The organism is Nocardioides epinepheli (genome assembly GCF_037936805.1).
Classification (GTDB): domain Bacteria; phylum Actinomycetota; class Actinomycetes; order Propionibacteriales; family Nocardioidaceae; genus Nocardioides.
The window spans coordinates 77,057-97,849 of record NZ_JBBMMC010000004.1 but is presented as its reverse complement, the minus strand read 5'-3'; the positions used below and the strand labels follow the sequence as shown (position 1 = coordinate 97,849).

At 71.0% G+C, this 20,793-nt stretch carries 20 protein-coding genes and 1 tRNA gene; 9 read left to right on the top strand and 12 right to left on the bottom strand.

Annotation, left to right across the window (positions count from 1 at the left end):
• The first annotated feature begins 16 nt into the window (after positions 1 to 16).
• The gene (gene yaaA / locus WMR31_RS07090) at positions 17 to 796 is read left to right on the top strand and encodes a peroxide stress protein YaaA (protein WP_340538084.1); all 780 of its coding nucleotides are present in this window, start codon (positions 17 to 19) and stop codon (positions 794 to 796) included.
• Here yaaA and WMR31_RS07085 read toward each other — a convergent pair.
• Genes WMR31_RS07085 through WMR31_RS07065 form a run of 5 tightly spaced genes read right to left on the bottom strand, consistent with a single transcriptional unit; the run spans position 783 to position 6,784 of the window.
• Positions 783 to 2,072: a phosphotransferase family protein gene (locus WMR31_RS07085; protein WP_340538083.1), complete on the bottom strand. Its 1,290-nt coding sequence runs from the start codon at positions 2,070 to 2,072 to the stop codon at positions 783 to 785. The two genes, yaaA and WMR31_RS07085, sit on opposite strands and share 14 nt — an antisense overlap.
• A 13-nt stretch (positions 2,073 to 2,085) precedes the next feature.
• Positions 2,086 to 3,288, bottom strand: coding sequence for a bifunctional RNase H/acid phosphatase (locus tag WMR31_RS07080; RefSeq protein ID WP_340538082.1), 1,203 nt, complete (start codon positions 3,286 to 3,288; stop codon positions 2,086 to 2,088).
• Positions 3,289 to 3,291: 3 nt separating this feature from the next.
• Positions 3,292 to 4,035: a zinc ribbon domain-containing protein gene (locus tag WMR31_RS07075; protein WP_340538081.1), complete on the bottom strand. Its 744-nt coding sequence runs from the start codon at positions 4,033 to 4,035 to the stop codon at positions 3,292 to 3,294.
• Positions 4,036 to 4,087: 52 nt separating this feature from the next.
• On the bottom strand, positions 4,088 to 5,206 hold the full coding sequence (locus tag WMR31_RS07070) for a Nif3-like dinuclear metal center hexameric protein (protein WP_340538080.1): 1,119 nt from the start codon (positions 5,204 to 5,206) through the stop codon (positions 4,088 to 4,090).
• 27 nt (positions 5,207 to 5,233) lie between these two features.
• Positions 5,234 to 6,784, bottom strand: a complete 1,551-nt coding sequence (locus WMR31_RS07065; RefSeq protein ID WP_340538079.1) for an AMP-binding protein — start codon at positions 6,782 to 6,784, stop codon at positions 5,234 to 5,236.
• Positions 6,785 to 6,893: 109 nt separating this feature from the next.
• On the opposite strand from WMR31_RS07065, the gene WMR31_RS07060 reads away from it, so the two are divergent.
• The 4 genes from WMR31_RS07060 (at position 6,894) to WMR31_RS07045 (ending at position 10,271) form a co-directional block, all read left to right on the top strand.
• Positions 6,894 to 7,676, top strand: coding sequence for a hypothetical protein (locus tag WMR31_RS07060; RefSeq protein ID WP_340538078.1), 783 nt, complete (start codon positions 6,894 to 6,896; stop codon positions 7,674 to 7,676).
• A 92-nt stretch (positions 7,677 to 7,768) separates the two neighbouring features.
• On the top strand, positions 7,769 to 8,140 hold the full coding sequence (locus tag WMR31_RS07055) for a hypothetical protein (RefSeq protein ID WP_340538077.1): 372 nt from the start codon (positions 7,769 to 7,771) through the stop codon (positions 8,138 to 8,140).
• 146 nt (positions 8,141 to 8,286) lie between these two features.
• On the top strand, positions 8,287 to 9,600 hold the full coding sequence (locus tag WMR31_RS07050) for a sensor histidine kinase (protein ID WP_340538076.1): 1,314 nt from the start codon (positions 8,287 to 8,289) through the stop codon (positions 9,598 to 9,600).
• Positions 9,600 to 10,271 (top strand): response regulator transcription factor, encoded by a 672-nt coding sequence (locus tag WMR31_RS07045; RefSeq protein WP_340538075.1) that lies wholly within the window; start codon positions 9,600 to 9,602, stop codon positions 10,269 to 10,271. Before WMR31_RS07050 ends, WMR31_RS07045 begins: the two co-directional genes overlap by 1 nt.
• A 131-nt stretch (positions 10,272 to 10,402) precedes the next feature.
• On the opposite strand, the gene WMR31_RS07040 is transcribed toward WMR31_RS07045, so the two are convergent.
• Both WMR31_RS07040 and WMR31_RS07035 read right to left on the bottom strand, forming a co-directional pair.
• Positions 10,403 to 11,287: a serine/threonine-protein kinase gene (locus tag WMR31_RS07040; RefSeq protein ID WP_340538074.1), complete on the bottom strand. Its 885-nt coding sequence runs from the start codon at positions 11,285 to 11,287 to the stop codon at positions 10,403 to 10,405.
• Positions 11,288 to 11,324: 37 nt separating this feature from the next.
• Positions 11,325 to 11,741 carry a hypothetical protein gene (locus tag WMR31_RS07035; protein ID WP_340538073.1) on the bottom strand — a complete coding sequence of 139 codons (417 nt, stop codon included), beginning with the start codon at positions 11,739 to 11,741 and terminating at the stop codon, positions 11,325 to 11,327.
• Between the two features lie 124 nt (positions 11,742 to 11,865).
• On the opposite strand from WMR31_RS07035, the gene WMR31_RS07030 reads away from it, so the two are divergent.
• The 3 genes from WMR31_RS07030 to WMR31_RS07020 all read left to right on the top strand — a co-directional run bounded on the left by WMR31_RS07030 (position 11,866) and on the right by WMR31_RS07020 (position 13,607).
• Positions 11,866 to 12,168 carry a DUF3467 domain-containing protein gene (locus WMR31_RS07030; protein WP_340538072.1) on the top strand — a complete coding sequence of 101 codons (303 nt, stop codon included), beginning with the start codon at positions 11,866 to 11,868 and terminating at the stop codon, positions 12,166 to 12,168.
• A gap of 109 nt (positions 12,169 to 12,277) precedes the next feature.
• On the top strand, positions 12,278 to 12,940 hold the full coding sequence (locus WMR31_RS07025) for a hypothetical protein (RefSeq protein WP_340538071.1): 663 nt from the start codon (positions 12,278 to 12,280) through the stop codon (positions 12,938 to 12,940).
• A gap of 19 nt (positions 12,941 to 12,959) precedes the next feature.
• Positions 12,960 to 13,607, top strand: a complete 648-nt coding sequence (locus tag WMR31_RS07020; protein ID WP_340538070.1) for a hypothetical protein — start codon at positions 12,960 to 12,962, stop codon at positions 13,605 to 13,607.
• An 81-nt stretch (positions 13,608 to 13,688) separates the two neighbouring features.
• Here the strand turns inward: WMR31_RS07020 and WMR31_RS07015 are convergent.
• The 4 genes from WMR31_RS07015 to WMR31_RS07000 all read right to left on the bottom strand — a co-directional run bounded on the left by WMR31_RS07015 (position 13,689) and on the right by WMR31_RS07000 (position 16,585).
• Positions 13,689 to 13,760 (bottom strand) — tRNA-Val (locus tag WMR31_RS07015).
• A 206-nt stretch (positions 13,761 to 13,966) separates the two neighbouring features.
• On the bottom strand, positions 13,967 to 14,452 hold the full coding sequence (locus WMR31_RS07010) for a peroxiredoxin (protein WP_340538069.1): 486 nt from the start codon (positions 14,450 to 14,452) through the stop codon (positions 13,967 to 13,969).
• Complete coding sequence (locus WMR31_RS07005; protein ID WP_340538068.1) at positions 14,452 to 16,149, bottom strand: AMP-binding protein; 1,698 nt, start codon at positions 16,147 to 16,149, stop codon at positions 14,452 to 14,454. Before WMR31_RS07005 ends, WMR31_RS07010 begins: the two co-directional genes overlap by 1 nt.
• A gap of 7 nt (positions 16,150 to 16,156) precedes the next feature.
• Positions 16,157 to 16,585: a DUF3052 domain-containing protein gene (locus WMR31_RS07000; protein WP_340538067.1), complete on the bottom strand. Its 429-nt coding sequence runs from the start codon at positions 16,583 to 16,585 to the stop codon at positions 16,157 to 16,159.
• 387 nt (positions 16,586 to 16,972) lie between these two features.
• Here WMR31_RS07000 and aceE point away from each other — a divergent pair, with 387 nt between their 5' ends.
• Complete coding sequence (gene aceE, locus WMR31_RS06995) at positions 16,973 to 19,720, top strand: pyruvate dehydrogenase (acetyl-transferring), homodimeric type (RefSeq protein ID WP_340538278.1); 2,748 nt, start codon at positions 16,973 to 16,975, stop codon at positions 19,718 to 19,720.
• A gap of 58 nt (positions 19,721 to 19,778) precedes the next feature.
• Here aceE and WMR31_RS06990 read toward each other — a convergent pair whose 3' ends face one another.
• The gene (locus WMR31_RS06990) at positions 19,779 to 20,759 is read right to left on the bottom strand and encodes an alpha/beta fold hydrolase (protein WP_340538066.1); all 981 of its coding nucleotides are present in this window, start codon (positions 20,757 to 20,759) and stop codon (positions 19,779 to 19,781) included.
• Positions 20,760 to 20,793 lie beyond the last annotated feature (34 nt).

Here is a 20,793-nt window from a genome sequence, read left to right as displayed (position 1 = left end):
CGTCTAGCCTGGCCCGGTGCTGATCCTGCTGCCTCCGAGCGAGGGGAAGGCGATCCCCAAGCGGGGCAAGCCCCTCGACCTCGCGCGGCTTTCCTCGCCTTCGCTCACCGACGCCCGCAGCGAGGTGCTGGCCGCGCTGGTCGAGCTGTGCTCGGGGGACGCCGATGGGGCGGCAGCGACGCTCGGCATCCCCGCGACGCGACTGGACCTGCTGGAGTTGAACGCGGAGCTCACCAGCTCGCCCACGGCGCGGGCGGACGCGATCTACACCGGCGTGCTCTACGACGCGCTGGAGCTCACCACCCTCTCCTCTGCGGCCAAGCGGCGCGCCACGAGCCGTCTCGCGGTGATCTCGAGCCTGTTCGGGATGGTGCGCCCCGGAGACCGGATCCCCTCCTACCGGCTCTCCGGCGACGTGAAGCTCCCGGGTCTCGGCATGATCAGCGGATTCTGGCGCGAGTCGCTCGGACCGGCCCTCGTCGACGCCGTGGGCACCGGGCTGCTGGTCGACCTCCGCTCGGGCATGTACGCCGCCTTCTGGCGCCCGCCGGCCGAGCTGGCGCGCCGCGTGGCCACCGTGCGAGTGCTGCACGAGGTCGACGGACGCCGCTCGGTGGTCAGCCACTTCAACAAGGCCACCAAGGGCCGCATCGTCCGCGCCCTCCTGGAGGACGGCAGAGCACCGCTCACTCCGGAGAAGCTCGCCGCCATCCTCGGTGAGCTCGGGTGGACCGTCGAGGTCGGCGAGCCCGGCCCGAAGGGCACCCAGCTCGACGTCGTGGTCACCGAGGTGTGAGCTCCCGCTCCCGCTGGTCCACCAGCTTGTCGAGCAGGTCGACGGTGACCGTGGCGAGCTCCCATCGTGCCCACTCCGGCTGCGCCCGGTAGATGTCTTCGTAGGAGAGCAGGGTGAAGACCCGCTCGGCGGTGTCGGTGAGCTCCCACGCCCGGTCGTGATCGACGGCGGGATAGGCCTCCCGCCACGGTTCCAGGTAGGCCTCGCGGACCGTCTCGGCGGCGTCGGCGTCCAGCTGCTGGGCCACGCTGCGGGCCAGGTGTCTGGCGTCGAGATACGGGTGGGCCACGCAGGCGTCGGTCCAGTCGAAGATCACCGGCCCGTCCGAGTGATGCGTGGCGTTGCCCAGGTGCAGGTCGCCGTGGACCAGGGTGAGCGGCAGGCCCAGCCCGTGGAGCTCGGCGACCTTGGCGGCCATCCACGGTTCGGCGTCGGCCGCAGCCACCCGCTGGGCTTCGGTCATCGTGTCGCGCTCGACGCCCGACCGGATCAGCTCCCGCAGGCCGACGACGGTCGCCTCCTCCCCACGCTCCGGGGCGCCGGCGGCCAGCAGGGCGTCGATCCGATGCCGAGAGGCGAGCTGAAGACGCGCCAGCTCCGCCGCGAGCGTCCCGACGCTGTCGGCCGACGGCTCCGCGTCCTCCGAGAACGCCTCCAGCAGCATCCACGCGCGATCGGCGTCGAGCGCGAGGATCGTCGGAACCCGCGACGCGGCGAGCCCGGCCACCCACGCGGTCAGCACCGGCTCGGCGGCGAATCCGGTGCACGTGGCCTTGAACCAGACGTCTCGCACAACGCCGTCGGCGCCGTCGGGTGAGCGGACGCCGAACCTGACCACGACCGACAGGCTCCACATCTGACCGATCTCGCCGTCGTCGAGCCGGACGTCGCCGCGCGCGGCCAGCTCGCGGTCGACCCAGGCCCGCACCCCGTCGAACCATCCCGGCATGAACCATTGCTGCCGGCCGTCGTCGGGTGCGCTGCCGCGCAGCTCAGCGACCCGGTCGAGCAATGTCCTGCGCGCCGGGGCGGGGAGGTCGACCTCGTCGTCGAGCCGCTGCCACCGGTCACCGGCTGTCTCGACGCCGGACCACCGCAGGACGTCGACGACGGTGCCGTCGTCCTCCCGCAGCGGCGGCGCGACGAGCACCGCCCCGGGGTCGCCGGCGGCCGCGACCAGGTCGCGATGGCTGGGCCAGTCGACGTCGACCGGGGCGATCCGCACGCGGTCCCCGGCCAGGTCGACCAGGGCCGCCACGTGCCGGCGGCTCAGCATCGAGGCGCCGCGCTCACCACACGCCGGACGCGAACGGCGTGCGCTCCGGTGGGAGCCCGTTGTAGAGCCGCATCGAGGAGCGGTCGTCGTCGAACCACGAGAGCACGGTGACCGACGCCGGCGAGAGCTCCATCCGGAAGACCGCCTCCAGCGGCGCGTCGAGCGCGTGCGCGACCAGGGTCTTGATCGGCGTCACGTGGCTCACCACGAGCACCGTACGACCGGCGTACTGGGTGCGCAGCCGGTGCAGGGCCGCCAGGACCCGCACCTGCACCTCGCGGAACGAGTCCCCGCCGCCCGCCTCGATGTCGAGCGAGCCGAGCCACGCGTCGAGGTCGTCGGGGAAGCGGTCGCGCACCTCCTCGAAGGTCAGGCCGTCCCAGGCGCCGAACTCCATCTCGGCGATCCCGGGCTCCTCGGCGACCGGCAGGTCGAAGATCCCCGCGAGGATGTCGGCCGACTCGCGGGTGCGTCGCACGGGAGAGGCGACGATCGCCTCGACCTTGCCGACCAGCGGCGCCAGCCACTCGCCGGTCTGCCGGATCTGGACGCGGCCCTCCTCGCTCAGGGGCGGGTTGTCGCCGCCCAGACCGCCGCTGAAGCGCTTGGCGGCGGTGTGCTTGGTGACGCCGTGTCGCACGACGACCAGCGTCGTGGCGGAGCCGTGCCGATGGCCCCAGCCACGCGCCGGAGCGGCGGGAGCGCCGTCCTCCTGGAGCTCCTCGATGAGCGAGTGCGGATCGTCGTCATCGGCCGCAGCAGCCGCCGCGCCAACGGACACCCCCGATCGGGTCCCGTCGAGGGCCTCGTTGGCGAGCCGATCGGCGTGGGCGTTCTCGGCTCGCGGGACCCAGGAGTACGTCGTACCGGGTGGAGCGAGCCGACTCGCCTCGCTGTGCAGCGGCCGCATGTCGGGGTGCTTGACCCGCCAGGTGCCCGACATCTGCTCGATCACGAGCTTGGAGTCCATCCGGACCGTGACCTGGGCACCGGGTGCGAGGTCGGCGGCCAGGCGCAGGCCCGCGATGAGTCCGGAGTACTCGGCGACGTTGTTGGTGGCGCGCCCGATCGTGGCGGCGTCCTCTCCGAGGATCGCACCGGTGTCGGCGTCCTTCAGCACCGCGCCGTAGCCGGCCGGTCCGGGGTTGCCGCGCGAGCCGCCGTCGGCCTCGATGACGACCCGTCGCGGCGCCGGCTCGGCCGCATCCGCCGCCACGGGCTAGAGCCCGGACTCGGGGGTGCGCACCAGGATCCGCTGACACTCCTCGCAGCGGATCACCTGGTCCTCGGCGCTGCCGCGGATGACCGCGAGCTCGGCGTTGTCGATCCCGAGCTGGCAGCCGGTACAGCGCCGCTGGGTCAGCGCCGCGGCCCCGACCCCGCCCTTGGACGCGCGCAGCCGCTCGTACAGAGCCACGAGATCGTCGGGGAGTCCCTCGGCGGCGGGGCCGCGCTGGGCGGCGACCTCGGCGAGCTCGGCATCGATCTCGGCCTGCACCCGGTCGCGCACCTCGGCGAGCTCGGCGAGCCGTTCGTCGCTCGCGGCGACCCGCTGGGTCATCTCGTCGAGCGTGGCCTGCGCCCCCTCCAGCTGCTCCATGATCTCCAGCTCCTCGTCCTCGAGGGTGCCGATGCGGCGTTCGAGCGACTCCAGCTCGTGCTGCATGCGCTCGAGGTCCTTGGGGTTGGTGATGAGCCCCTGGTCCATGCGGTCGCGGTCGCGGGTGCGGCGCGCCTTGACCGTCTCGACGTCCTGGTCGGCCTTCTTCTGGGCGGCGGCAAGGTCGTCGACGACGATCTGCTGGTCACGACGCCGGTCCTCGTCGAGCCCACGACTCGACGACAGCGTGGCCATCTCGGCGAGCTCGGGCAGGTTGCCCCGACGGTGACGGAGCTGATCGGCACGCGAGTCGAGCGCCTGGACCTCGAGCAGCCGCAGCTGGTCCTGCGGGTCGGCCTTCACGACGTCGTCTCGATCGCGTCGCCGCTGTGCTGGCGGTTGCTGGTCATCGGGCTCACAGTCGCATTGTCCACGGATCGGTGACCAGCGTGCTGACCCGGGTGTCGAGGCCGGACCCGACCGCGTCCCGGAGCCGCTCGGCGACCACCGGCAGCCAGGTCCACTCGGCGGCCCAGTGCGCGACGTCGACGAGCGCGGGGCCGTCCTTCTCCAAGAACTCCGCGGCCGGGTGATGGCGCAGGTCGCTGGTCACATAGACGTCGGCGTCGGTGTGCAGCACCCGATCGAGCAGGAAGTCTCCCGCGCCGCCACACAGCGCGACTCGGCGGATCCGGCGCGTGGGATCACCACCCACCCGCACGCCGTGGTAGGTCTCGGGGAGGGCTGCGGCGACCTGCGCGCCGAACTCCTCGAGCGTGACCGGGGTGATGGTGCCGATCCGCCCGGTCCCGCCGGGCGCGACCTCGGCGTCGGCCAGCTCGACGACGTCGTAGGCCGGCTCCTCGTACGGGTGGGCCGCCTTCAGCGCTGTGACGACGTCGCGCCGCCGCGTCCGCGGCAGCACCACCTCGATCCGGGACTCCTCCACCTCCTCGATCGTGCCGATCGTGCCGATCGTCGGCTCCGCGCCGGCCAGCGGACGGAAGCGACCCTGGCCGGTGGAGGTGAAGGAGGCGAAGTCGTAGTCCCCGATGCTCCCCGCTCCGGCCTCGGCGAGCGCGGCCCGCACGATCGCCGCGGCGTCTGCGGGCACCGCGACGGTGAGCTTGTCCAGCGGCTCGGCCGGGGTCGGGATGATCGGCTCCTGGTCGGCCAGGCCGAGCGCGGTCGCCATCGCCTCCGACACCCCGCCGAGCGCTTGGTCGGCGTTCGTGTGCGCCGTCAGGAGTGCGCAGCCGGTCTTGACGAGCGTGGAGAGCGAGCGGCCCTTGGGCGTCGTCGCGGCGAATCCGTGGACCGGCTTGAGGAACAGCGGGTGATGTGCGATCAACAGGTCGGCGTCCCACGCCGCAGCCTCGGCGGCCACCTCCGGGGTCACGTCGACGGCGAACATCACCTTGGAGACCTGATGCTCGGGGTCTCCCCACACCAGCCCGACGGCGTCCCAGGACTCCGCGGTGCGGGGTGGGTACCACCCGTGGACGAGGTCGACGATCTCCTTGAGCGTGGCCACGCGGCCAGGCTAGAGGACCGGTGTTCCTCAGTTGACCTGGCGGTCGAGGCCCTCCCAGTACGGCGCGCGCAGCTTGAACTTCTGCAGCTTGCCGGTAGCCGTCCGGGCGAGCTCGTCACGGAACTCGATCGACGTCGGGGCCTTGTAGCCGGCGGCCTTGTCCTTGCACCAGGCGATCAGCTCGGCCTCGGTCGCCTCCGCGCCCTCGGAGAGCACGACCAGCGCCTTGATCGTCTCCCCCCACTTCTCGCTCGGGACGCCGATCACCGCGACCTCGGCGACCGCCGGGTGGGAGAAGAGCACGTCCTCGACCTCGATGGAGGAGACGTTCTCACCGCCGGTGATGATCACGTCCTTCTTGCGGTCCTGGATGGTCACATAGCCGTCCTCGCCGATCACCGCGCCGTCGCCGGTGTGGAACCAGCCGCCGGCCAGGGCGACCTCGGTCTCCTCCGGCTGCTGCCAGTAGCCCTCGAGGACGACGTTGGAGCGCGCGAGCAGCTCGCCCGAAGGGCCGTCACCGCCGGGCTCGCTGACGCTGAGCCGCACGCCGAGCGCGGGGGCGCCGGCGCGGGTGAGCAGGGCCGCGCGCTCCTCGGCCGGGAGGTCGTCCCATTCCTGGCGGGCCCGGTTGATCGTCAGCAGCGGCGAGGTCTCGGTGAGGCCGTAGATCTGGATGAACTCCCAACCCAGCTCGGACTCCACCCGCGCGACGGTCTTGGTCGGCGGTGGGGCGCCGGCCATGATGATGCGCACCTTGTCGCGCCCGGGGATCTCCCCCTCCCAGCTCTGGGCCGCCTCCAGCACGGCGGAGGCGACGGCCGGGGCGGCGCACATGACCGTGACCCCCTCGTCGCGGACCCGGCGCAGGATCTCGGCGCCGTCGATCTTGCGGATGACCACCTGCTTGACCCCGAGACCGGTCATCGCGAAGGGCATCCCCCAGCCGTTGGCGTGGAACATCGGCAGGGTGTGGAGGTAGACGTCGCGGTCGGTGACGCCGGCGTGCATCGCGAAGGTGACGGCGTTGATCCAGATGTTGCGGTGGGTGATCTGCACGCCCTTGGGCCGCGCGGTCGTGCCGGAGGTGTAGTTGATGCACGCGGTCGCGCCCTCGTCGGGCTCCCAGGGCTGCGGCTCGACGTCGCCGGGGCCGTACAGGTCGGCGTCGTCGCCCAGCACGAAACGGTGCTCAGCGGTGATGTCGGCCAGCGCCTCGTCGAGCTCGGGGTCGATGTAGACGACCCGCGCCCCGGAGTGCTCGATGATGTAGGAGACCTCGTCGGGGCGCAGCCGGAAGTTGACCGGCACCAGGACCCGCCCCGAGCCGGCGACGCCGAAGAACGAGGTGAGCAGCCGGGCGCTGTTGTGGCTGATCACCGCGACCCGCTCCCCCACCCCGATCCCGAGCTCGTCGAGCTTGGCCGCCTGACGGCGGGCGAGGTCGGCCATCTCGGCGTAGCTGATCTCGCCCAGCGACGGCGCCGGCTGCATGGGCTCGTCGACGACGCCCACCCGCTCGCCGTAGACCTGCTCGGCACGATCGATGAAGTCACGGACAGTCAGTGGAACGAACATCGGTTCAGGCCTCCTGGGAGTGCGTGGCTGACCGACTCACTGTAGTGAGCCGACGTCGCACCGAGGTTGCGCGCGTCTCGCGGCCGGGACGACATGCCATGGTGGGTCCATGGAACGCACCGAGCTGGACGCGACCGTCGTCGATCCCGATGCGCTCAGCGCCCTCACCTGGCTGCGGCTGACCGGGGTCGAGCGCGCGGAGGAGCTGGTCGAGCTGGTCCGCGCGGAGCGGGCCGCCCACCCCGGCGTCCAGGTGCTGTGCACCCTCGACTCGATCGGGCAGGCCGCCTACACCCACGAGCACGCGCTCGAGGACGAACGTCTCGACCCCGCCTATGCCGACGACGCACCCGACCTCGCGGACTTCGACGACGAGGACGCCGAGCAGGCCCGCGCCTACGAGCTCGCGGTCGTCGAGCACATCGTGGACCAGCTCCACTCCCCTGCTCACGCGTCGAGCTGGGCCGATCTCGCCGGCAGCCGGCCCACCGACCCGGAGGAGGTCGACGCGATCGCGCGGGTCAACCTCGACCCGGGCCTGGTGGTCGACCACGAGGTGCAGGTCCTCCTGGTTCCCGCCGGAACGCCCGCGGATGCGATCGCCGGACTCGCCAACGGCTACTTCCCGGGCGACTGGGACACCTTCGAGAACCATGCCGTCGCCTCGCACCTCGCCGACCGGTACGGCTTCCGTCTCTTCGCAATCGGGGCCTCCTGGCTCGGCTTCGAGCGCGACGGAGCCCTCGACGCCGCGCAGGCAAAGCGGCTCACCGACGAGCTGGCGGTGCTCTACGACGTCGCCGACGCGCCCGCCTGGACGAAGGTGGCCGCCGCCGTCACCGAGCGCGAGACCCTGTTCCTGCCGTACACCGAGAGCATCGAGATCGACTGACCGACCGCGGACCGCGACGGCGTGGGGAGCGGATGAGAGAGCTCTCATCCGTCTCTCACCCAGGCGCCACGATGCGGGAGGATCATCCCACCATGAAGCCGCTGTGGAAGGTCGTCGTCGCCCTGCTGGTGGTGCTGCCGCTAGGCGGCTACCTCGCGGGCTCGCTGGTCTCCTCCCGCGGCATCGAGCCCAAGCCGCGCGACACGATCGTCATCACCGACTCCGGCGAGACCCGCGGCCGAGCGCCGTCCAGCGGCCCGGGCGAGGAGCCGACGACACCGCCCAGCCGACCTGCCCGCACCCCCGACGACGACGCCACGGTCATCACGCCTCGCCCGCAAGAGCGCGGGGACGACCGCCGCGCGGGCGATGACAACGGCGACGACAACGGCAGCGGCCACGACAATGGCAGCAGCGACGATGACGGTGACGACGACGATGACGACTCGGAGGACGACGACTGAGAACCGCCGAGCCGCGCGCGAGCGCCAGGACGGCGATCGGTGAGGACCGACAGGGTCGTCCTGGCGCATCGGTTCGCGTCCGGATCACCGCTGCGGTCGCGCTCCTGGTCACCCTCGGCCTCGCGGGCGCCGGCCTGCTCGTCTACGTGATCGAGCACGAGCGCCTCAACGAGCAGACCGCCGACGAGGTCGACCAGGAGTTCGCGGAGTTCCAGGCGCTCGCCGACGACGGCATCGACCCCGCCACCCGCGCCCCGTTCGCCACCGTGCGGCCGTTGTTGACGACCTTCCTCGAACGCAACGTGCCCGACGACGATGAGCTGCTCGTCGGCTGGCTCGACGGCGAGCCGAAGCTCTACTTCCCCGACGATCCGCTGGTCTCCGACGCCAGGTTCCTCGCCGCGGCGGCACCGCTGGTCGAGAAGTCGGGTTCCACCCGCATCGACACCGACAGGGGCGAGGTGCTCATCGCCTCCCAGCCGGTGCGGATCGGGAACCAGGGCGGCGCACTGCTCGTGGTGATCTTCTTGGAGGAGGACCGCAGCGAGATCCGGAACACGATGCGCACCTACGCGATCGTCGGTGCACTCTCCCTGGCGCTGATCGTCGCGATCGCGTTCTGGCAGGCCGGGCGCCTGCTCGCGCCGCTGCGCACCATGCGGCAGGCGGCCGACGAGATCACCGAGACCGACCTCTCGCGCCGGCTGCCGCTCACCGGGAACGACGACGTCACCGCGCTCACCCGCACGTTCAACGGCATGCTCGACCGCCTCGACGCGGCGTTCACCGGCCAGCGCCAGCTGCTCGACGACGCCGGACACGAGCTCCGGACGCCGCTGACGATCCTCCAGGGCCACCTCGAGCTGCTCGACGCGGACAACCCCGTCGAGGTCGCCGAGACCCGCGACCTGCTGCTCGACGAGATCGACCGGATGCGCCGCCTGGTCGACGACCTCATCCTGCTCGCGAAAACCGAGCGGCCCGGCTTCCTCCACCACGAGCCGGTCGACGTCGCCGCGCTCACCGAGTCGACCCTCGCGAAGGCCACGGGGCTGGCCGACCGGGACTGGTCAGTCGACGAGGCGGCCGCAGTCACCATCGACGCCGATTCCGACCGGATCACCCAGGCGCTGCTGCAGATGGCTCACAACGCCGTCAAGCACACCGGCCCCGGCGACACGGTGGCGCTCGGGTCCGCCGTCGACGACGGGAACGTGCTGTTCTGGGTGCGCGACACCGGGTCGGGTGTCGACGCCGCCGACCGCGAGCGGATCTTCGAACGCTTCGGCCGGGGCCACGACACCACGACCGACGGATTCGGGCTCGGCCTCGCGATCGTCACCGGCATCGCCCGCGCGCACGGGGGCACCGCCTGGCTCGATGACGCCTACCACGACGGGGCGCGCTTCTGCTTCTCGATCCCGTTCCCGACCTCCCCCACGCGACAGGAGTCGTTCTGATGGCCCGCATTCTCATCGTGGAGGACGAGGAGCGCATCGCCTCGTTCGTGGCCAAGGGCCTGCGATCCGAAGGCCACGTCACCACGATCGCGGCCGACGGTCACCGGGGCCTCGACGAGGCGATGAGCGGCGAGCACGACCTGGTGATCCTCGACATCGGGCTGCCCGGCCTCGATGGATTCGACGTGCTCGAGCACCTTCGTGCCCAGGGCTCCTCGGTGCCGGTGATCGTGCTCACCGCCCGTGACTCGGTCTCCGACACCGTCTCCGCGCTCGAGGGCGGTGCCGACGACTACATGCCCAAGCCCTTCCGGTTCGCCGAGCTCCTCGCTCGGGTCCGCCTCCGGCTGCGCCAGCACAGTTCGCCGGAGCAGACGACGGCGCGCGAGTCCCTGGACGTCGGCGGCGTCCACCTCGACCTGCGCACCCGCCGCGCCACCGTCGACGGCCGTTCGGTCGACCTGTCGGCCCGCGAGTTCACCCTCGCCGAGACCTTCATGCTCAACGCCGGCAACGTGCTCTCCCGTGAGCAGCTCCTCGACCACGTGTGGGGCCTCGACTTCGACCCCGGCTCCAACGTCGTCGACGTCTACGTCGGCTATCTGCGGAAGAAGTTCGGCTCCCAGACCATCGCCACCGTGCGGGGCATGGGGTATCGCTTCAACAGCTGAGGCGCGGCCGTCTGTGGCGTGACGAGGATGCCCCGGCGAGCCCGAGTCACGGGGCGGGAGCGAGCGGGTGGCCCGAGGGGACGCCGATGATGGCTGCTCGGCCTCGGGGCCGCCCGGTCGGCTGGAGGGACCTAGCGAACGCTCGCGCCGACCTTGAACGAGAGCTTGGCTGCCGGCTGGGCCTCCAGCACCGGCTGGAGCGCGTCGGAGATGTCGCGCGGCTCGGGACGGTCGGCCGGGTCGGGCTCGAGGGCGGCGTAGATGACCTTGGCGACGTCGTCCGGGACACCGCCAGGGAGCCGCTCGGGCTCGTCGATGAGCTGCGGGAAGCGGCCCTCGGGCGCGTCGGCGTCGGGGTCGCCCTCCTCGAAGGGGCGGAAGCCGGCCACCGCATGGAACAAGGTGGCGCCGAGTCCCCACACGTCGCTGGCGTACCCGGGGAGGCCTCGCTCCCCCGGCGCGCACTGCTCGGGCGCCATGTAGAAGTCGGTGCCGATCGGCACCTCGAGGGCGGCGGCCGAGTCCGACGGACGGGCGACCGAGAGGTCGATCAGTCGCGCCGGCGCCCCCATGATCACGTTGCTCGGCTTGATGTCGAGATGACACACGTCGACATGCCTGAAGTAGTGCAGAGCCGAGGCGAGGTCGATCGCCAACGGGAGGTACTGCTGCTCCGAGAGCCGCCCGGTGCGCCGGATCAGGCTGGAGAGTCGCGGCCCGTCGATGCACTCCAGGACGACGTGTGGACGGTCGCCGTCCAGCTCGTCGCGCAGGCCGCGCACCACCACGGGGTGATTGACGTGGAAGAGCGCGCGGGCCTCACGGTCCAGACCGCGCAGGGTGCTCGCGTCGTCGACCTGGTCGGGGCGGACCATCTTCACCACGACGGGGGCGAACGTGATCTCGTCGAACGCGAGGTAGGCCTCGTAGGCCGACCCGCCCCCGAGCAGCCGCATCGCGGTCAGCTCGGGGGTGATCGGGTCTCCCTCACGCAGACGCCAGCTGGCGCTGCTCATGACGTTCCTCTCGCAGTCCGGACCGGTCGCGTCCCGCTCAGCGGCGGGTGTTGTGGCGCGAGCGGTCGTTGGTGTGGTTCGCCGTCCAGTCGCGGGTGCGGTCACCGCCGTCGCGGGTCCAGTCCTTGACCCTGCGCTCGCGGCTGTCGTCCTTGCCGGTGCGGGTGCCGGTACCCGTGCCGTCGTTGCGGCTGTTGGAGTTGGTCCGGGTGTTGCGGGTGTTCTGGGTGTCGCCCTGGGTCCGCGTGTTGGTGTTCGTCGCCTGGGCGCGGCCCTGGGTGTCGTCGTCATCGTCGTCGTCGGCGACCAGGACGAGCTCGGGGGTGTCCTCGTTGCGCTTGACGGCGTCGTCGCTGCCCGCCGCCGCCGATCCGGCCGTCGGCAGGGCCATCAGGCCGCCGGCGACCAGGCCGGCCACGCCGAGGGTGCCGAGGGAGAGAGTGGTCCGCTTCATGGTGCATCCGCCTTTCGCGAGGGGCCGTGGTTCGGCCCGTTGGAAGGACTCTCCCGAGCGGCGGTGAGCCTGAGGTGAGCGCGCGATGAGAGCCCTCTCACCGCCGGCTCGGCATGATGACCCGATGAGCAGCCCAGAGATCCCGACCGCGTTCAACATCAACGTGCCGCCCGAACAGCTGGAGGGTCACTACGCCGACTTCGCCAGCGTGTGGCACAACAACGAGACCTTCATCCTCGACTTCGTCTCGATGAGCCGGCCGCCGGTTCCCGATCGCGCCGACGACGGCACCTCGGTCGCTCGCGTCGATGCCCAGGTCGTCACCCGGGTGCGGATCCCCGCCGCCCAGGTGTGGGAGGTCATGAAGGCCCTTCAGACCCAGTTGGGGCAGTGGGAGGACGAGCACCCCGAGCGACGTCAGGTGTGAAGACGCGCTCGGCCGGCCGCAGGAGACGGACGCGCTACTGGACGTGCCGGTCACAACCGTGCACTGTGTGCACACGTTCATCATTGATCACACTTCGGGGGGCCCTTCCATGCACAAGCGCACGTCCTTGCTCGCTGCGTTCGCTCTCTCGCTCGCCGTCTCCGGATCGTCGATGGCGATCGACCCGGCGGGGGCGGCGCCGTCGACCGGCGATCGTCGAGCGGCGACGCCAGCCGGCGTCACCAACGCCGACGTCCTCACCGTCCGCAATGTCGCGAAGGCGCTGCCTGCGTTCAAGAACGGCATCCGCGAGGTGGCAGGCGTGCAACGCACCTCCATGCCCGACCCCGTCGATTGCGAAGGCGAGCGGAACCCACGGGTGTCGAGCGGACGGCACGCCACTTTCACCCGGGCCGGGGACCGGGTAGGACCTGGCACCCAGGTCGTCTTGGAGCAGGTCGACCAGTTCGCCAAGCCGGCGACCGCACTACGGCTGATGCGCACTCTGAAGAGGTACCCGGCCAAGTGTCGCGTGCGGCGGAACGACGGTACGACGAGCCGCACCAAGCGGATCTCGATCGCGCGCCTCGGCGACGACCGCACTGCCTTCCGGGTTCGCCACCGCGACGAGAACGGCGTCGAGGAGATCACCACCTACTGGGTCCGCGTCGGCAAGCGCCTGGTCTCGGTGCTCATCTACTCCGACGACGTCGTCCGTCGCCCGCAGGCGCACGCGCCGCTGATCCGCGCCGCCGTCCGGCGGGCCCGATAGACACCCGAAGGAGCAGTCGATGAAGCGCACCGCACTCCTGGTGACCCTCTCGGTCGCCCTCGTCGTCCCCGCACCGGCGTTGGCCGCCACAGACCCGGGGTCGGCCGTCGGAGCGCCCGCGAGGGCCGTCTCGCCGGCTCCCACCGTCACCGATGCCGACCTGCTGACGGTCGCCCAGGTCGCGAAGGTGGTGCCTGGATACACCGGCGCCACCCGCGACACCTATCGCGAACGCAGGACCAGCCTGCCCAATCCGGGCGACTGCGCCAGCGATCTGAGTGTGCCGGTCGCGAGCGCACGCGCCGGGGTGTACTTGCCGGACGGCTCGCCGAAGGTGGAGTCGATGCTCGCACGGGTCGATCAGCTCGGCAGCACGGCCAAGGCTCGGGCGCTGATGAAGAAGATCAAGCGATTCCCGAGCGCGTGCCGGTCCTTCCGCCAAGGAGACCAGCGCGTCCGGGTCACCCGGCTCGCCGCGCCGCGGGTGGGCTCGGACCGGTTCGGGATGCGACTCCGGAGCAGCTCGGGCAGCGACTCCTTCCAGGTCGATGCGACCTTCGTGAGGATCGGCAATCGACTGGTCACGGTCTTCCTCGCCACCAAGCGCTTCCAGCAACGCACGCCGTACGCGCCGCTCACCAAGATGGCCGTGCGGCGCGCGCGCTGACATCGGACCCGCTCGGCGCACGTGGCCCGTTCGGCGTGATCGCGCCGGACGGGTCGGTGGGCTCGACAATGGGCCGACCGGTGGGCGCGGAGGGGATCGAACCCCCGACCACTTCGTTGTAAGCGAAGCGCTCTACCGCTGAGCTACACGCCCGCGCGCGGAAGCCTACAAGTGCCTACTCCGCTGCCCGAACTGCGCCGGCACCGCGTCAGGCCCGCCGTGGCTGTTCGCGGGCCCGAAAAAGAGTTGAGCCGCTGGCGTCTCGGGTCACCAGCGGCTCAACACGAGAATAGTACTCATCCGCGCTACCCCGTCAAGGGTGAAGCGCCAAGATCGATCGAGTGGTCTGGACCGGTCGCTCAGCGGTCACCGACGGCGGCGCGCAGCTGCGCCAGGTGCTCCTCGAGGTCGCGACCCTCGGGCATCGCGTTGTGCACCGCCCACCGCACCGCGCCGTCGCGATCGACGACGTAAGACGAGCGTCTCGGGCAGCCCCGTTCCTCGTCGAAGACGCCGTACTCGCGGCTGACCGCCCCGTGCGGCCAGAAGTCGCTCAGCAGCGGGAAGTTGAGGCCGTCCTGGTCGGCGAAGGCGCGCACCGAGTACACCGGGTCACAGGAGATCCCGAGCACCTCGGTGTCGAAGGTCAAGAAGTCGGCGAGGCGATCGCGGATCGCGCTCATCTCACCGGTGCAGACCCCCGAGAACGCGAACGGGTAGAACAGGATCGCCACCGCCTTGCTCCCCCGGTAGGACGAGAGCGTGACGTCCTGGCCGAACTGGTCGCGCAGGGTGAAGTCGGGTGCGGCGCTCCCGAGCACCAGCCCCCCATCCGGCCCACTCATCACGACTTCCCCCTCTGTCGACTTCGCTTGGCTTCCACGAGATCCCGCTTGAGCACCTTGCCGGTGGCATTGCGCGGCAACTCCTCGAGGAACACGATCTCGCGCGGCACCTTGTAGCGCGCCAGGTGGTCGCGCACCCAGGCCTTGAGCTCGTCCTCCTCGATCCTGCCCGAGGTATCGAGCGGGACGACGAAGGCGCGCAGCCGGGCGCCGAACTCGGCATCCTCGACGCCGACCGCGGCAGCCTCCCGCACCGCCGGGTGGCGGGCCAGGCAGTCCTCGACCTCCTGCGGGAAGACGTTCTCGCCGCCGGAGACGATCATCTCGTCGTCGCGGCCCTCGACGAACAGGCGGCCCGCGGCGTCGAGGCGGCCGACGTCGCCGGTGGCCATCAGACCGTCGAGCACCTCCTTCGAGCCGCCGCCGGTGTAGCCCTCGAAGAGCAGTCCGTTGCCCACGAAGATCCGCCCCGTCTCGCCGGTGGCCACCTCGACGCCGTCGTCGTCGAGGATCCGGACGGTCACCGCGTACGGCGGACGGCCCGCCGTACCAGGACAGGCCCGCAGGTCCGCGGGACCGGCCACCGCGGCGTGGGCCACCTCGGTGGATCCGTACGTCGAGTAGAGCGTGTCGCCGAAGCGGTCCATCCACTCGGTCGCGAGATCACCGGCCAACGCCGAACCCGAGCTGGCGACCACTCGCAGGGTGTCGAGCCGGTAGTGGTCGAGCACCTCGGCGGGCAACTGCAGCACCCGCTGGAGCATCACCGGCACGACCGCGACGGCGTCGCACCGCTCCTCCTCGATCGTGCGCAGAAGCTCCTCGGGCTCGAACCGCCGACGAAGCACGACCGTCGAACCCAGCAGGGTCGCGAGCGCGAGGTGGGCCAATCCCCAGGTGTGGAACAACGGCGCGGCGACGTAGGTGCGCCCGCCCTGCCGCAGCGGCAGCGCGCCCAGGATCGAGACCGCGCCCGCGATCCCGGCCTCGCTGCGCGGCGCGCCCTTGGGCGCCCCCGTCGTGCCCGAGGTCAGGACCACGATCCGGCCGGTTCGCCCCGGAGGCGTGAGATCGCCCCGAGAGCCGGTGGCGATCAGCTGCTCCAGGGTCTCCGTGCCCTCGGCTGCCCCCTCCGACCAGGCGATCAGGCGCAGCGACACCGCCGCCTCGCCGACCGCGGTGGCGAACTCGTCGTCGTGGATGAGCGCCACCGGGCTCTCCCGATCGAGGATCTCCACCAGCTGCGGACCGGCGAAGGCGGTGTTCAGGAAGATGACGTCGGCGCCGAGCTTGGCAACCGCCACCGTCGCCTCCACGAAGCCACGATGGTTGCGGCACAGCACCGCGACGAGATCGCCCTCGCGCACTCCCCGCTCGCGCAGCTGGTGGGCCAGGGCGTTGGTGCGGGCGTGGAGCTCGGCGACGGTGAGCTCGCCTGACTCGTCGACCAGTGCGGTGCGGTCGGGGAAGCGCACCGCGAGCGAGGCGTATCCCCCGGCCAGGCCGGTGCCCCAGCGCGACAGGGTCAGGCCGAGCCGCGCCAGGGTGAGTGGAGAGTACGGCTGCAGGATCCCCGCGCGGCCGAGCACCACCACCGGGTTCGCGACCGAGCGACCCACAGATCGACCAGCCGAGGCGACGTCAGCGACGACTCCGGTCGCCACGCCGAACGCGTGCCCGGTCAGCGCGCGGAGCACCACCGGCTCAAGCCGGTGTCTTCGGTGCGAGCAGCCGGGTAGCCGCCCAGTCCTTGCTGACCGAGGCAGAGATGGTCTGGGAGAGTCCCGCGATCGGAGCCGCCTCGGCGATGTCGGCGGCATCGACGGCGTTCGGGCGGCCGATCTTCGGCGTGAGCAGCCAGATGGAGCCGCCGCCTACGAGGTCGGTGAGCGCCTCCACGAGACCGTCGACGAGGTCGCCGTCCTCCTCGCGCCACCACAGGACGACGGCGTCGACGACGTTCCCGTAGTCGCCGTCGACCATGTCGGCGTCGATGGCGTCCTCGATCGCGATCCGCAGATCGTCGTCGGTGTCGTTGTCCCAGCCGAGTTCCTGGACGACCATCCCGGTCGTGAGGCCCAGGCGGGCGCCGTTCTCGGTCTGGGTGGTGCCGCCGTCGGCGGTCGAGCTCACTGAGGATCCTCCATCGGAGTCGGTACTGGGTGGTCGGGGGGTGCGGTCCACGCGCACGCGCGCGGATACGTTGGCCCGTAGTCCAGCGGAGAAGGGCCGAGTCTGCAAGCGCAGAGGCCGCTCCGACCACTCTCTGGGCGCCGCTGCGGCCCCGAAAATCGGCCTACCCGCGGGTAGCCGGACGGGTCGATTCGGTACCTGCGAGCGCCGTGGGACGATGTGGTCGTGAGCGGCGACACATCCACCCCAGACACCACCGACGCCAAGGCAACCGAGACCACCCCTACCTCGGCCGACGCCTCCGTCGACACCTCCGACAACTCCAGCGCCAACTCCAGCGCCGGCGCGGACAAAGAGAGCGCGGGGGCAGATCGGCGTGCGGGCTCGGTGCCGGCAGTGATCCACGAAGGGCTTCCCACCCAGCTGCCCGACATCGACCCCGAAGAGACGCAGGACTGGCTCGACTCGTTCGACGCGATGCTCGACGAGCGCGGCCGCGATCGTGCCCGCTACGTCATGTTGCGGCTGCTCGAGCGCGCCCGGGAGACCCAGGTCGGCGTTCCCGCGCTGCGCAGCACCGACTACATCAACACCATCCCGCCCGAGCGCGAGCCCTGGTTCCCAGGCGACTACGACGTCGAGCAGCGCATCCGCGCGTTCCTGCGCTGGAACGCCGCGGTGATGGTCTCCAGCGCCAACCGCAAGGGCCTCGAGGTCGGCGGCCACATCGCGACCTACCAGTCCTCGGCCAGCCTCTACGAAGTCGGCTTCAACCACTTCTTCCGCGGCAAGGACCACCCCGGCGGCGGCGACCAGATCTACATCCAGGGTCACGCCTCCCCCGGCATCTACGCCCGCGCCTTCCTCGAGGGCAGGCTCAGCGAGGAGCAGCTCTACCGCTTCCGCCAGGAGGTGCAGCACGGCCCCCACGCCGGCCTGTCCTCCTACCCGCACCCGCGGTTGATGCCGGACTTCTGGGAGTTCCCGACCGTCTCGATGGGCCTGACCGGCATCAACTCGATCTATCAGGCCCGGTTCAACCGCTACCTGCAGAACCGTGGCATCAAGGACACCTCCCAGCAGCGCGTGTGGGCCTTCCTCGGCGACGGCGAGATGGCCGAGCCGGAGTCGCTCGGTGCGATCCGGATCGCGGCCCGCGAGGAGCTCGACAACCTGGTGTGGGTCGTCAACTGCAACCTCCAGCAGCTCGACGGCCCGGTCACCGGCAACGGGAAGATCATCCAGGAGCTCGAGGCGAACTTCCGCGGCGCCGGCTGGAACGTCATCAAGGTGATCTGGGGCCAGGGCTGGGACGACCTGCTCGCCCGCGACGTCGACGGCGTCCTGGTCAACAAGATGAACACCACGCCCGACGGCGCCTTCCAGACCTACTCCGTGGAGGACGGCGCCTACGTCCGGGAGAACTTCTTCGGCTCCGACCCGCGGCTGCGGCGGATGGTCGAGCACATGAGCGACACCCAGATCCAGAAGCTGCCGCGCGGCGGACACGACTACCGCAAGGTCTACGCCGCCTTCGACGCCGCCACCAAGCACGCCGGGCAGCCGACGGTCATCTTGGCCAAGACCATCAAGGGCTGGACGATCGACGCTCTGGAGGGCAAGAACGCCACCCACCAGATGAAGAAGCTCACCCAGGACGACCTGAAGAAGTTCCGCGACCGGCTCTACCTGCCCATCTCCGACCGCGACCTCGAGCGGTCGTACGAGGAGACCGGCGCCGCGCCGTTCTTCCGCCCGGGCGAGAACTCCCCCGAGATCGAGTACATGATGCAGCGTCGCGCCGAGCTCGGCGGCTCGATGCCCAAGCGCGAGGTGCGCGCCAAGCCGCTCAAGCTTCCCGGCGACGCGGTCTACGCCGAGCTCGCCAAGGGCGGCGGCAAGCACCCGGTCGCGACCACGATGGCCGTCGTCCGGCTGCTGCGCGACTGGATGAAGGACCCCGAGATCGGCAAGCGGATCGTGCCGATCGCCCCCGACGAGTACCGCACCTTCGGCATGGACTCGATGTTCCCGAGTGCCAAGGTCTACAACCCGGCCGGACAGAACTACGAGTCGGTGGACCGCAAGCTGCTGCTGAAGTACACCGAGTCCGCCCAGGGTCAGATGCTGCACGAGGGGATCTCCGAGGCCGGCGCGATGGCCTCGGCCACCGCCGCCGGCTCGTCCTACTCCACGCACGGCGAGCACATGATCCCGTTCTACATCTTCTACTCGATGTTCGGGTTCCAGCGCACCGGCGACTCGATCTGGGCCATGGCCGACCAGCTCGCCCGGGGCTTCCTGATCGGCGCCACGGCCGGGCGCACCACCCTGACCGGCGAGGGGCTCCAGCACGCCGACGGTCACTCGCCGCTGCTCGCCTCGACCAACCCGGCCGTCGTCCACTACGACCCCGCCTTCGCCTACGAGGTCGGCCACATCATGCGCTCGGGCCTGGAGCGGATGTACGGCACCGGCGGCAAGGACGGCAACGGCGAGGACGTCATCTTCTACCTCACCGTCTACAACGAGCCGGTCGAGCAGCCCGCCGAGCCCGACGACGTCGACGTCGAGGGCATCCTCAAGGGCATCCACCAGGTCTCCACCGCCGACGGCGAGGGTCCGCGCGTGCAGTTGATGGCCTCCGGCGTCGGCTACCCGTGGGTCAAGGAGGCCGCCCGACTGCTCTCGGAGGAGTGGGGCGTGCAGGCTGACACCTGGTCGGTCACGTCGTGGAACGAGCTGGCCCGCGACGCCGTCGCCGCCGAGGACCACAACCTGCTGCATCCCGACCAGACCCCGCAGGTCCCCTACGTCACCACCAAGCTCGACGGCGCGGGCGGCCCGTTCATCGCGGTGTCGGACTACATGGCGGCCGTGCCGCTCCAGATCGCGCGGTGGGTGCCCGGCGACTACGCGGTGCTCGGCGCCGACGGGTTCGGATTCGCCGACACCCGCCCCGCGGCGCGCCGGTTCTTCCGCATCGACGCCCAGTCGGTCGTCGTCCGCGCCCTCCAGGCGCTGGCCGACGCCGGCGAGATCGACCCCGCCGTCGTCGCCAAGGCCGCCGCGCAGTACCGCATCGACGACCCCACCGCCGTCTCCGGCGTCAAGCAGGAGGGTGGCGACGCCTGACTGACCGCCGAGTCGGCGTTTGTGTTCAACACAAGCGCCGACTCGGCAGCAATCAGGGTCAGGCGATGGAGGTGATGCCGTCGGGGACGACGGTGAGGGTGCCGCCGGGGGACGCCGTGCGGCCCTTGCGGAGCAGGCCCCGCCACTTCGCCCGTGAGTAGACGGCCGGGGTCGTGTGGGAGACCCAGTCGTGGAGGATCTCGACGAAGAGCTCCGGGTGGTCCTTGTGCGGGAAGTGGCCGGCGTTCTCGATCACCTCGACGCGGGCGCCCGGCGCGATGGCGGCGGCGTTCTGGGCGTGGGAGACCGGGATCACGTAGTCGTCGAGGCCCCACACCACCGCGATCGGCATCGCCTCGGTGAGGTAGGCACGATCGGACATGGTGACGATCTGGCCCTGCCAGTCGACCACCGCGCGGACGACGTGGCGGATGGCCGCCCGGGCGCGCGGATCCTTGAAGGTGTCGTAGATGCGGGCGACCTCGTCGAGGTCGCGGGTGCCCGGGATCCGGCTGCGCGAGGCCAGCCGCAGCCCGGCCACTCCGGCGTGCCGGATGCCGGGGAGCGCGAGCACCCCCATCATCTGATGGAAGCCGGGGGTGGTGATCGCGCGGATCCCGGCGGCGACCTCGGGGCCGAGCCCGCCGGAGGCGACCAGCATCAGTCGCTCGGTGCGCTCGGGGAACTGGTAGGCGAACTGCATCGCCACTCCCCCGCCGAAGCTGTGGCCGACGACGGTGGCCTTGTCGATGCCGAGGACCGTGAGCAGGTCGCGCATCCCGTTGGCATAGCCGCCGACGCTGTAGTCGGCGCGCGGCTTGGCCGACTGGCCGTGACCGAGCAGGTCGGGGGCGATGACCGTGTAGCGCTCAGCGAGCGCGTCGATGACCGGCGCCCACGTGGTGTGGTCACAGCCGAGCCCGTGCAGGAGCAACAGCGCCGGGCCACTTCCTGCCTTGACGAAGGCGCGCCGGTGCCCATGCATCTGCACGTACTGGACCTCGTGGGGGTCCTGTCGCCGGGCCTGCTTGCGGGCCATGGCTCACCTCGTCTCGAAACCGCTGCCGAATTCA

Bases quoted from the DNA above. Each gene is read 5' to 3' on its own strand.
- WMR31_RS07010 (WP_340538069.1), bottom strand. From the start codon at position 14,452: ATGAGTGGGCCGGATGGGGGGCTGGTGCTCGGGAGCGCCGCACCCGAC.
- WMR31_RS07045 (WP_340538075.1), top strand. From the start codon at position 9,600: ATGGCCCGCATTCTCATCGTGGAGGACGAGGAGCGCATCGCCTCGTTC.
- WMR31_RS07085 (WP_340538083.1), bottom strand. From the start codon at position 2,072: ATGCTGAGCCGCCGGCACGTGGCGGCCCTGGTCGACCTGGCCGGGGAC.
- WMR31_RS07040 (WP_340538074.1), bottom strand. From the start codon at position 11,287: ATGAGCAGCGCCAGCTGGCGTCTGCGTGAGGGAGACCCGATCACCCCC.
- WMR31_RS07020 (WP_340538070.1), top strand. From the start codon at position 12,960: ATGAAGCGCACCGCACTCCTGGTGACCCTCTCGGTCGCCCTCGTCGTC.
- WMR31_RS07065 (WP_340538079.1), bottom strand. From the start codon at position 6,784: ATGTTCGTTCCACTGACTGTCCGTGACTTCATCGATCGTGCCGAGCAG.
- WMR31_RS07055 (WP_340538077.1), top strand. From the start codon at position 7,769: ATGAAGCCGCTGTGGAAGGTCGTCGTCGCCCTGCTGGTGGTGCTGCCG.
- WMR31_RS07060 (WP_340538078.1), top strand. From the start codon at position 6,894: ATGGAACGCACCGAGCTGGACGCGACCGTCGTCGATCCCGATGCGCTC.
- WMR31_RS07035 (WP_340538073.1), bottom strand. From the start codon at position 11,741: ATGAAGCGGACCACTCTCTCCCTCGGCACCCTCGGCGTGGCCGGCCTG.
- WMR31_RS06990 (WP_340538066.1), bottom strand. From the start codon at position 20,759: ATGGCCCGCAAGCAGGCCCGGCGACAGGACCCCCACGAGGTCCAGTAC.
- WMR31_RS07025 (WP_340538071.1), top strand. From the start codon at position 12,278: ATGCACAAGCGCACGTCCTTGCTCGCTGCGTTCGCTCTCTCGCTCGCC.
- WMR31_RS07030 (WP_340538072.1), top strand. From the start codon at position 11,866: ATGAGCAGCCCAGAGATCCCGACCGCGTTCAACATCAACGTGCCGCCC.